Origin of the sequence: Spiroplasma sp. hy2 (assembly GCF_044714365.1) — a bacterium.
Taxonomy (GTDB): Bacteria; Bacillota_I; Bacilli_A; order Mycoplasmatales; family Mycoplasmataceae; genus Spiroplasma; species Spiroplasma phoeniceum.
Map to the genome: position 1 here is coordinate 1 of NZ_RXFZ02000010.1, position 12,486 is coordinate 12,486.

8 protein-coding genes and 1 riboswitch are annotated in these 12,486 nt (G+C 28.5%); all 8 genes read left to right on the top strand.

The features are described 5' to 3' along the window. The first annotated feature begins 239 nt into the window (after window positions 1–239). Window positions 240–337: riboswitch (purine riboswitch) on the top strand. A 106-nt stretch (window positions 338–443) separates the two neighbouring features. The 8 genes from hpt to phoU all read left to right on the top strand — a co-directional run bounded on the left by hpt (window position 444) and on the right by phoU (window position 12,332). Continuing rightward, the gene (gene hpt / locus EHV01_RS00840) at window positions 444–968 is read left to right on the top strand and encodes a hypoxanthine phosphoribosyltransferase (RefSeq protein WP_422065781.1); all 525 of its coding nucleotides are present in this window, start codon (window positions 444–446) and stop codon (window positions 966–968) included. Next, window positions 969–2,507, top strand: a complete 1,539-nt coding sequence (guaA, locus tag EHV01_RS00845; RefSeq protein WP_422065782.1) for a glutamine-hydrolyzing GMP synthase — start codon at window positions 969–971, stop codon at window positions 2,505–2,507. Window positions 2,508–2,759: 252 nt separating this feature from the next. Then, window positions 2,760–4,175, top strand: a complete 1,416-nt coding sequence (locus EHV01_RS00850; RefSeq protein ID WP_422065783.1) for a uracil-xanthine permease family protein — start codon at window positions 2,760–2,762, stop codon at window positions 4,173–4,175. A gap of 197 nt (window positions 4,176–4,372) precedes the next feature. Further along, window positions 4,373–7,339 (top strand): chromosome segregation protein SMC, encoded by a 2,967-nt coding sequence (locus tag EHV01_RS00855; RefSeq protein ID WP_422065784.1) that lies wholly within the window; start codon window positions 4,373–4,375, stop codon window positions 7,337–7,339. A gap of 89 nt (window positions 7,340–7,428) precedes the next feature. Next, entirely contained in the window at window positions 7,429–8,751 is a 1,323-nt protein-coding gene (gene ptsS / locus EHV01_RS00860) for a phosphate ABC transporter substrate-binding protein (RefSeq protein ID WP_422065785.1), read from the top strand. Between the two features lie 2 nt (window positions 8,752–8,753). Next, entirely contained in the window at window positions 8,754–10,865 is a 2,112-nt protein-coding gene (gene pstA, locus EHV01_RS00865) for a phosphate ABC transporter permease PstA (protein ID WP_422065786.1), read from the top strand. Then, window positions 10,843–11,652: a phosphate ABC transporter ATP-binding protein PstB gene (pstB, locus tag EHV01_RS00870; protein WP_422065787.1), complete on the top strand. Its 810-nt coding sequence runs from the start codon at window positions 10,843–10,845 to the stop codon at window positions 11,650–11,652. Before pstA ends, pstB begins: the two co-directional genes overlap by 23 nt. Before the next feature lie 20 nt (window positions 11,653–11,672). After that, the gene (gene phoU / locus EHV01_RS00875; protein WP_422065788.1) at window positions 11,673–12,332 is read left to right on the top strand and encodes a phosphate signaling complex protein PhoU; all 660 of its coding nucleotides are present in this window, start codon (window positions 11,673–11,675) and stop codon (window positions 12,330–12,332) included. The last annotated feature ends 154 nt before the right edge of the window (window positions 12,333–12,486 follow it).

Consider the following 12,486-nt stretch of genomic DNA (forward strand, 5'->3'; position numbering starts at 1 on the left):
WWWAAATTTAAAGCAAAATCATAATCTTACACAAAATTAGTTTTCAAATTGTCATATTGATGATTTTTTTTATTTCATCAAGAGTTTTCGACAAAATTAAAGAATTATTTTAAATTCTTTTCACATAAAAATAATTCTATGAGATGCTGATTAAAATTTATAATTATTTAATTAAATTACCTAATTAAAGTTTTATAAATTATCTTGCATTAATTTTAAGAATAAGTTATAGTTAATGTGTGATAAAAAGATAAAATGCTGATATATGTTAGTATTATGGACTAATGTTTCTACATCTTACCGTCATTAAGATACTATAGGGCATAATTTTTTTTGTTTTATTTTCGTAAATTTAACAAAAATAATTTGCATAACCTATTTCGCACATTAGCAATGATAGTTTATGTTTTTATTTTTTTATTTTGTAAAGGAGAATAACAATTGTGCAAATAGACAAATTAGAATTATATCTACCAGAGGATAAAATTCAAAATAAAATTAAGGATTATGCGGAAAAATTAAATAAATTATACGAAGGCAAAATATTATATTGTATTGGTTTACTAAATGGAGCATTATTTTTTATGAGTGATTTGTTAAAACAACTTAAAATTCAAATTGTGATTGATACAATGAGTATTTCAAGTTACATTGGAACTCAGTCAACAAATAAACTTACTATTCATAAGGATATTTCAAAAGATATTACTGGACAAGATGTTTTATTAATTGAAGATTTGATTGATACTGGTAAAACTTTATCGACTGTCATTGAACAAATTCAAGCAAAAAAACCAAATAGTTTACAAGTAGTTTGCTTAGCAGATAAAATTGCTATGCATCCAAATTTTAATTATCCCTATGATGCACTATTTATTGTTCCAAATGAGTTTATTGTTGGTTATGGTTTTGATTATAATGACCAATTTCGACAATTACCAAATGTATACATATGGAGAGGTGAATAAATGAAAACAACAAATAAAATTATTATTTTAGATTTTGGGTCACAATACACTCAATTAATTGCCCGTCGGATCCGTGACTTAGAAGTATATTGTGAAGTATGACCATATAATACAGCATTAGAAAAAATTAAAACAACACCAATGAAAGGAATTATTTTATCAGGTGGGCCTGCTTCTGTTTATGCAGAAGATGCATTTTTAATTGATAAACAATTGTTTGAATTAAAAGTTCCTGTTTTAGGAATTTGTTATGGAATGCAATTAATAAGTCATTTACATGAAGGGACAGTACAACGAGCAACAAAACAAGAATTTGGTTTTTCAGAATTAATTATTGATAATCAAGAAGATTTATTTGCGAACATCCCTGTTAAATCACAAGTGTGAATGAGTCATGCTGATCATATTGAAGGCATGCCAACAAATTTTATTCAAATTGCTCATAGTGAAAATTCAATTAGTGCAATTAAACATTCAGAAAAGAAAATTTATGGTTTACAATTTCATCCAGAAGTAACCCACACTTTAATTGGCCAACAATTATTAAGCAATTTTTTTTTTAACATTTGTGGTTGTGAGCCAAAATGAAAAATTACAGAGTTTATTTCAGCAGCAACAACTGAGATTAAGAATAAAGTTGGAACTGATAATGTTGTTTTAGCATTATCAGGTGGTGTTGATTCTAGTGTTTGTGCAGTTTTATTACATAAAGCAATTGGAAAACAATTAACATGTATTTTTGTTGACACCGGATTATTACGCCAAGATAGTGGATGAAATGATTTACAAAAATTTCAAGAAAAATTTAAATTAAATATTATTAAAATTAATGCGCAAGAAAGATTTTTAACTGCTTTAAAGGGAGTTACTAATCCAGAAGAAAAGCGAAAAATTATTGGGAATTTATTTATTGAAATTTTTAATGAAAAAGCAATAAAAATTCAAAATGTTAAATGATTAGGACAAGGAACAATTTATCCAGATGTGATTGAATCTGTCTCAGTGAAGGGACCATCTGCCACAATTAAATCGCATCATAATGTTGGGGGATTACCAAAGGATTTACCATTTCAATTAATTGAACCATTACGTGAATTATTTAAAGATGAAGTTCGCCGAACTGGTGAAGCATTGGGCATTGATTCTAAATTTGTGTATAAGCATCCGTTTCCAGGACCAGGTTTAGCAGTCCGAATTATTGGTGAAATTACCGCAGAAAAAGTAGTTTTATTACAAGCAGCTGATCAAATTTTTATTGATGAATTATATCAGGCAAATTTATATGATCAAGTTGCACAAGCATTTGTTGTTTTATTACCTGTTCAGTCAGTTGGTGTAATGGGCGATGTACGAACATATGGATATACTGCTGTTGTGCGCAGTGTTGATACAAATGATTTTATGACAGCAAATTGAAGTCGGCTGCCATTTGAATTATTGGAAAAAGTATCAGCTCGAATTGTAAGTGAAGTTCATGGAATTAATCGAATTACTTATGATATTACATCAAAACCACCAGGAACAATTGAATGGGAATAAAAAAATATTAGTAATTTTTTACATTAATATTAAAAAATGTTATCATTATTTGCAGGAATGTTGAGGTATAAAATGCAAATTGGTTTGATGAAAGAATTTGAAGTTTTTTTACAAAAAAAGAAGATTCTTTTTGATATCTTTAATATTCTACAAAATAAAACAATAATTAATGTTAATAATGCAATTTACTAGTTAGTAATAATTTACAAACTAGTTTTTTTATGCAATTTTAAAAAAGAAGGAGAAAAAATAATGGAAAAAGAACAAACTACTTTAATTGAAAATAATATTAAATTATTATTAGGTCCGCATGATCGCCCAAAAAGCTTTTTGCAATGGTCAATTTTAGCATTACAGCATGTTTTTGCTATGTTTGGTTCAACGGTGTTAGTACCATTAATTATTAATCAAATAGTTGGAGTTGAAGTTATGAACATTGCAATGGCCTTGTTTTGTTCAGGGGTTGGAACATTAATTTATATTGCAATTACCGCTGCAAAAGTACCAATGTATTTGGGAAGTTCGTTTGCATATATGGGAGCAATGGGGGTGTGTTACCCTTTATATGGCAATGCGGTTTTTATTGCCGTAATGATGGTTGGTGTTATTTATATCACTTTTGGAGTATTAGTATATTTTATTGGTAATAAATTTTTAGAACGAATTTTACCAGCAGTAATTGTTGGACCATTAATTATTATTATTGGAATGTCTGTTGCCCCAAGTGCAATTAATAATGCTGGTTTTAATCCAACTGCTTGAAAGCAACCTTATTCACATTGGATTGGGATTGGAATTGCTATTTTTACCTTTTTAGTAACAGCAATTATCGCTTTGAAATGTAAAGGATTTGCTAAGGTAGTTCCAGTCATTATTGGTGTTGTCGCAGGATATTTATTATGTGTAATTCTTCATTTCGCAATTGGAACAGAATATCAAATTTTAAATACATCAAAAATTACTGACCCAAGTCAATGACAATGATATCCATCGTTTAAAAAAATTTGAGATTTAAAAGCAAGTAATATTGGGCCAGCTATTTTAGCAATTAGTCCCTTGGCAATTATTGCGATTGCTGAACATATTGGTGATCATATTAGTATGGGGCAAATGATAGGAAAAAATTTTGTTAAAGACCCTGGAATGCATCGGACATTAGTTGCTGATGGAGTTTCAATTATTTTTGATAGTTTAGTTGGTGGACCAGCAAATACAACATATGGTGAAAATGCTTCAGTAGTTGGGATGACACGAATTGCTTCGGTATGAGTAACAGGATTGGCTGCCTTGTTTGCAATTGGATTATCATTTATTGCTCCAGTGAATCAATTAGTACAAATGTTGCCAGCACCAGTAATGGGTGGGATTAGTATGATTATGTTTGGTTTGATTGCTACAAACGGAATTCGAGTGTTAATTAATAATCAAATTGATTATACAAATATGAAAAATGTTTTTGTAACAGCAATTATGTTAGTGTTAGGCTTAGGAGGGGCGGTTTTTAATTTTAATTTAGGGACTGGTAATTTACAATTTACAGGTGTTGCACTAGCAGCATTTGCTGGAATTTTCTTAAATTTATTGTTACCAGATCATCAAAATAATGGTTTTCAATGATGAGAAAAATTAAAGTTATTTATTAAAACACAAAAAAACAAAAAAGAGTAAAAAAAGAGAAAAAAAATAAGAAAAAGTAAGTACTTATAAATGAGAATAAAATAAGAATAAATTTTACTCTCATTTTTCATTAGGAAACTTTATTTTGATGTTTTTATTAATTTTAGTTGCAAATAATAAATTTTTATAGAATAATTATTAAAGAATAAATTGGTTGTTAATTTTGAGATTTAAGGAAGTGATGAGTAGTGTTATTTTTAAAAAAATTAGAGGCATTTGGTTTTAAATCATTTGCTGATCCATTAACAGTCAATTTTGATCATGAAATGATAGGAATTGTAGGACCAAATGGGAGCGGAAAATCAAATATTAATGATGCAATTCGTTGATGCTTAGGTGAACAATCAATTAAATCACTTCGTGGGAATAATAGTGAAGATGTTATTTTTAATGGGTCAGAAACAAAACCAGCATTAAATATGGCAGAAGTTAAACTAATTTTTGATAATACAAACCGGATTTTTGCAATGGACTATGATGAAATCGAAATTATTCGTCGTGTTTTTCGAGGAACTGGTGAAAATGAATATTTTATTAATAAACAACGAGTTCGTTTAAAAGACATTCAGGATTTTGCAATGGATAGTGGTTTAACAAAGTCATCATTAGCAATTATTTCACAAGGAAATATTAATGCTTTTGCAGAAGCAAAGCCATTAGAACGACGTGCTTTATTTGAAGAAGCTGCTGGGGTTGCAAAATATAAACGCCGTAAATTAGAAGTTTTAAAAAAATTGGACCGTTCAAATGAGAATTTAGCACGTTTAAAAGATATTTTAAATGAAATCGAACGTAAATTACCAAGTTTGAAACGGCAAAGTGAAAAAGCAATCAAATATACAACATTAAAAGATAAATTAAATCAAATTGAATTAGCTGTTTTAGTAAAAGATATTACTTTTTTTAATGACAAATTATTAGAATTACGCTCACAGCAGAAAAAAATTATTAGTACAAAACAAGATGCTGATCGAGAATTAAAAAATAAAGAAATTGAATATAATGAATTAAACAAAGAAAACTTTAATTTGGATAGTAAAATTAATGTTTTAACTAAAGAATTTCAAAGTTTAGTTTCAGAAATTAGTGATTTAAAAGTACATAAAATTGAATTAAATAATAAAGAAGCAGCTTTAAAAATGTCTAATAATGATATTACTATTACTAATATGGTTAATGATTATAATGAATTAACCGTTAACTTACAAAATGAACGTGAAAAATTGGCAACATTAGAAACACAGCAACAAGAATATCGTGTTCAACGTGAAACTTTTAATACAAAGCAAGCTGGGCTAAATGAGCAATTAGGAGCAATTAATAAAACAATTATTCGTTTAGAAAGTGAATTAGAACGTGCACAACATAATTTTGAAAATCAGGATAATTTACATGAAGGTGTTAAAAATATTATTAATAATAAAAATGTTTTGCCTGGAATTATGGGATTAGTTCAAGATATTATTAATGTTGATGAAAAATATGAGCAAGCAATTGTGACTGCTTTAAGTGGGAGTTTACAAGATATTTTAGTTAAAAATGTTGATAGCGCAAAACGAGCAATTTCATATTTAAAACAAAACCGTGCTGGACGAGCAACATTTATTCCGTTAGATGTAATATCGCCACGCTATCTTAACAGTGATGAAGAATTTGTAATTAAATCAGTGCGAGGATATTTAGGCTTAGGAAATAATTTAGTTAAAGTAAAAAAAGAATTTCGAATTGCAGTTGATTATTTACTAAGTCGTTATTTGATTTGTACTGATTTTGATAGTGCACAAGAAATTGGAAAGTTAACAAAATATCATTATAATATTGTTACATTAGATGGCGAAATTGTTCGCCCGCAAGGAGCTGTTACAGGGGGTTCACGACGAACACGGATGACCATTGTTAATCCAGAAAAAGAATTAAGAATTCTTAATGAAAAATTAGCAATGCAAACTGAAGAATATCATTATATTTTAAAACAATTAAATATGCTTCGACGACAATTAGATGAAATTAATGAAGTTATTGCTGAAAATCAAGCTTCAATTGGGGCAGGGAAACGACAAATTGAAATTATTATGTATGATCAAACAAAGTTGCAAAATGAATATCAGTTACTAACATCAAAAAATATTAATGAAACAAAAATAGTTGAAAATGAAGCAGTGCTTAATATTACGGATCAAATTAAACAAAAAGAACTTTTAAAAACAAAAATTGAACAACAATTAAATGTTGCCCGTAGTTTAAAAGATAAGCAGTCATTAGTAATCAATGAGCTTAATAATCAAATTGGAGAAAAACGATATTATATTTCAGCTTTGCAAGAACAAATTAGCAAAATGAATACTGATTTATCGATTATTAATGTTAAAATTCAGCAAAATCTAACAAGACTAACAGAAGAATATCAAATGACATATGACCATGCTAAGACATTGGAATTAAAGGTAATTGATAATGAAGATTTAATTCGTGATGAAATTAAACAGTTACGAAGTGACTTATCTCAAATTGGCAATGTTAATTTAGAAGCAATTGAAGAATATAAAGAGGAAAATGATCGTTTTCAATTTATGAATAATGAATATAACGATGCAAATGATTCGGTTAAAAACTTGTTAAAGTCAATTGATGAAATGGATAGTATTATGAAAGAACAATTTGATAAAACAATTAAAGAAGTAAATGAGAATTTACCATCAACTTTTGAAGTATTATTTGGGGGTGGTTCAGCAAGAATTATTTATACTGAACCAGAAAATTTATTAGAAACAGGAGTTGATATTAAAGTATCACCACCAGGGAAAAATATTACTAATTTAAATTTATTATCTGGAGGAGAAAAATCATTGGTTGCTTTATCAGTTCTTTTTGCGATTTTAAAAGTCCGACCAATTCCATTAGTAATTTTAGATGAAGCAGAAGCACCATTAGACCCAGCAAATGTTGAGCGATTTGCTAAGTATATTCGTAGTTTTGTTGATACCACTCAATTTATTGTTGTTACCCATCGCGTTGGAACAATGGAACATTGTGATGTATTATATGGGGCAACAATGCAACAAAAAGGAATTACAAAAATTGTTGGAATTAAATTACAACAAGTTGCTGAAATGATTAAAGAATTTGAGAATAAACTTGAAAATAAAAAAGCATAAATTATTTATGATTTTTTATTTTTTTGATACAATTAGTATAAATAAGTTTTAAAGAAATAAAACCATATAAAGGGGAGGAAACTTAACGAATGAAGCCAAACGAATCTACTAAGGCTGTTAAGGAAAAGAAAGAAAAAAAACATTTTCTTAAGAGTGTAGTAGGAGAGATTAGCCATCATAAAATGTTTACTTTAGTTGGTTCTGCTTTGGCATTAGTAATATCAATTATTATTTGAACAATTGCATCGGCGAGTAATGTAATTGTTGCTGGAGGGAGTACATCAGTTGCCCAAGTAATGGCAAATATTACGGAACAATATAAACGTGATAACAAAGAAGATATTTTATATAATTCATTAGGAAGTGCTGCTGCCTTAGTTGGTGCAAAAAATGGTAGTTATGCTTTTGGTTTTTTATCAAAAGATGTTAATTCAACGCCTAAACCAGGGGATAACCGCTCTAATGCTCAACAACTATGAGCAGATTATCATACTGGTCGTTTTGTTTTTGCCCGTGATTATATTATCTTGGTATATCATTTACCAAATGGTTGTCAAATTAAACCACACCAAGATTTGTTACAATTTCAAAGTTTTTTTGGTGGAGAAGGAACTGAATTAATTCGTAAGATTTATACTGATCCAAATTTTACTTGACAACAAGCTTTTGGTTCGCAATTAGTTTGTAGTAGTGGTAGCAATAAATTTTATACTTTAACACGTGAGTCTGGAAGTGGGACAAGAGATTTTTTTGAATCAGCAGTAATTAAAAGCAAAAAATATGAAACAAATCAAGTAGCTTCATCAAATGGTTCAATGTATCAAGCAATTTCAACTACTCCTGGGTCAATTGGTTATATTTCTTTTTCATATATTAAAAGAATTATTAGCAATGAAGATTTAGGGGCAAAAGCAATTGCTAGTGTTATTAGTAAAGGAAGTACAGAACCAGAATTACCATATAAAGTTATTGATAATAATTATGAATTTAATCCAGCTTATTCTTTAACAAGACCCTTTACTGGAATTATTAATTATCAAGGAAAACAATTCAATAATGCCTTACCTTTTATTGCATGAATGTTAGATCCATTACCATATTCAAAAACAAAACCAAAACTACGAAATGGGAAATATAATCCTTATTATGACCCAAATTTTAAGTTAAGTCCACATGATGCTGCATATTGATATATGGAAGAAGGCGAAGAACCATTATCAATTGATGACTTTTTCTTCCGAAAGTATAATAATAATAAAACTTTTGCAAAAAGTGGAAGAACAACTGATAGTGAAAAAGTAGCTTGAAATTTTAAATCAGATTATCAAAGTATTTGAGATATTATTGTGAAAAAGTTTCCCGAAAAATATCAAGCATATTCTGAATATGAATATAACGGAATGGAGAATTAACTATGACCAAGAAAGAAGTCACGAAAGAAAAACAACCGTTTTCCCAAAAAATAACATTATGAAAAATTCGTTTTACAAATAATTTTCGCGGACGAAAACAAATTATTGATTTTACTTCAAAAATTATTATTTATTGTTTTGCGATTTTAACAATTTTAATTTTATTAACTCTAGTTGGTTTTATCATTTATAAATCAATTTATTTCTTCCAGCATTATCCTGGTGGTTTTTGAGACTTTTTATCAGGTAATACTTGAAATGCTAATAATAGTCAATTTGGTATTTGAGGAATTATTATTGCAACATTTTTTGTCTTATTAATTGCTTTACTATTTGCAATTCCGTTAACTATTTTTTCATCATTATATATTTCAGAATATTTAAGTTCAAGGATTAAACGTAAAGTGATTGGTATTATCCAATTGCTAGCTGGAATTCCATCTGTTGTTTTTGGATTATTTGCTTTAGCAATTTTAGGACCGCTTTTCATGTTAATGGGTGCTCCTTCAACCTCAAACTTATTAGTAACATCAATTACTTTAGCTTTTATGGGTTTACCAATTATGATTTCATTATCAATCAATGCTTTAGAAAATGTTCCTGATTCATATCGCTTTGGTTCATTAGCATTAGGATTAAGTAAAACCCATACAACTTATCGTATTGTTTTACGTTCAGCTTGATTTAAAATTATTACTGCTATTATGATGGGAGTTGCACGGATTATTGGAGAAACAATGGCGGTGATGATGATTGCTGGAAACGCACCAGATGGTTTAAAACTTGGAAATGGTTTTATTAATTTTATTTTTTCATCAATAGCAACTTTAGCATCAACAATTGGATTAGAAATGTTGGAAAATTCAGGGCCAATGCATGAATCAGCATTATATGCAATTGGACTAGTATTATTTATTATCGTCTGTATTATTAATATTTTTATTATTTTATCACAAGCATTTCATAATCGAAAACGAAACTATCATGCTCGTAAAACAACAAAAGGTTTACGATTAAGTAAATCATATAATGCTAATAAAATTAATAAGTTATTTTATGAACATATTGAAAAAACAAGGGGTTTGAAAAAGTTTAAAGATGGAATCGGAATGTTCTTTTTAATCTTTTCAACTGTAATTATTGTATCATTTACATTAGTTATTTTAGCTACAATTATTTGAAAAGGATTATTTGGAATGGTATGAAGTGATCTAATTTCAACATCAACCTTTGATGGCGGAGCAGGAATTCTTTCAACATTTTTAGTTACTCTGTTATTAGTTATTTGTTCAATAATTTTTGCGATACCATTATCATTAATGGTTGCCATTTATTTAAATGAATATGCCCGTCCAAATAGCATTTTTGCAAAAGTGGTACGTTTTGCAATTGATGTTTTATCATCAACACCAAGTATTATTTATGGAACTTTTGGATTAGCTTTCTTTATTGGTGTTTGTCGTTTACCATTATCCATTTTAAGCTCTGGTTTAACCTTAACAATTGTTATTTTGCCAATTATGATTCGTAGTATTGAGGATGCTTTATCAGGTGTTGAAAACTCATTGCGACATTCCTCATTAGCATTAGGAGCTAACAAAACATCAACAACGCTGAAAGTTGTTTTACCAAATGCGATGCCAGGTATTATTACTGCCATTATTTTAGCAATTGGACGTGTTATTGGTGAATCAGCGCCAGTTTATTTAACATTAGGAACCGCGGTACGGTTACCAATTGCTGGATTTATGTCACCAGGGGCAAGTATGACAACACAAATTCTAATGCTCTCAAAAGAAGGAGCAACAGCAGGAGCAATGCGAATTATGTTTGAATTAGCTTTTGCGATTATGGTTTTAATTTGGTTATCAAATAGTTTGGCCCATATTTTAGGAAAGAAATTTGCACCAAATTATGTTAATATTGGATTTAGAGCGAAGTGAAAAAATTGAATTAATAACTTGAAATTTTTCTTTTCAAAAGAAAATTATCTTCATCAAAAACAAAGTTTTAATAATTTTTGAAAAAAATTTGTACCAAAGAAAAAACAACGCCATGAAGAAAATAAGACGAAGAAGAAGGGGAAAAATAATGGATCCAAAAGTAATTATTAAGAATCCAACATTTGATTCATCAGATAATAATCCAGATTTAATTAAAGTAAAAAATGTTGACTTTTTTTACAAAGGAAACAAGCAGGCTCTTTTTAATATTTCAATGAAAATTAAAGAACATACTGTTACTGCTTTTATTGGTTCCTCAGGATCAGGAAAATCAACATTATTGCGTTTATTTAATCGAATGAATGATGTTGAGCCAAAGTCAGTTTTTAAAGGTGAAATTTTAATTAATGGGAAGAATATTTATAGTCCTGAAACAGATATTGTTAAATTACGAACAGACATTGGGATGGTATTTCAAAAACCTTCACCATTTCCAATGTCAATTTATGATAATGTTGCTTATGGACCACGGAATCAAGGAGTTCGTGATCGAAAATTAGTTAATAGTATTGTTGTTGAAAGTTTAAAACGAGCAGCATTATGAGATGAAGTAAAAGATAATTTACGAGATTCTGCTTTTGCATTATCGGGGGGACAACAACAACGTTTATGTATTGCCCGGGCAATTGCGATGAAACCTAAAATTTTGTTAATGGATGAACCAACCAGTGCATTAGATCCAATTTCAACATCAAAAATTGAGGAATTAATTACCCAACTAAAAAAAGATTTTACAATTGTTTTAGTAACCCACCATATGCAACAAGCCGCACGAGTTGCTGATTATACTGCTTTTTTTGCAAAAGGGAAATTAATTGAATATAATAAAACTAAGATTATTTTCTCTCGTCCGGCTAATAAAAAAACAGAAGATTATATTACTGGGCGTTTTGAATAACGAAAAGAGGGGGACAAAATATGAGCATAAAAATTGAAAATGATTTAGCACAAACAAAACAAATGATTATTGATATGATTGCAATGACAAAAAATCAATATGATGATATGGTTAAATGTTTAGAAACAAATGATGTTGACCTTGCTCAAAGTGTTATTTCCGCTGATGAAACAATTAATAAAATGCAAGAGGCTTTCATTGAAGTTTCACTATGAAAAATTGCAAAACAACAAATGGTTGCAAAAGATTTACGACGAATAGTTGGTTTCATTTTGATTGTTAAGGAAGTTGAACGTATTGCAGATTATGCAAAAAGTATTTGTCGTTATTATATCAAATATAAACCTTCAACAAAGTTAATTAATTTTTTAAAAAAATTAGTTGCAAAAGTCATTGAAATGTTAACAGAAGTGTCAAATATTTTTGAGGAAGAACGAATTGAGTCAGCATATAATATTTTAAAATATGATACTGAATTAGACAAGATTTATAAAGTTGAAAATGATGCTTTAATTGAAAAAATTCGTGAAGCAAAATCAAAAGAAGAAATTAAAGTTATTACTTTAACAATGCAACAATTACGTTCAATTGAACGGGCTGGAACACATATCATTAATATTGCTGAAACATTAATTTATATTATTGAAGGAAAAATTTATGATTTTGAATTACCAATTTAATATGGTCTTCATGATGAAGATCATTTTTAATGCAAAATTATCAATGAATTTCTTTAATTTTGTCGAAAACTCTTGATATTTATAAAATATACCTAAAATTAGGTATATTTTTAATATATGGAGGTAAATAATTAATGAAAAAAATAATTATAAW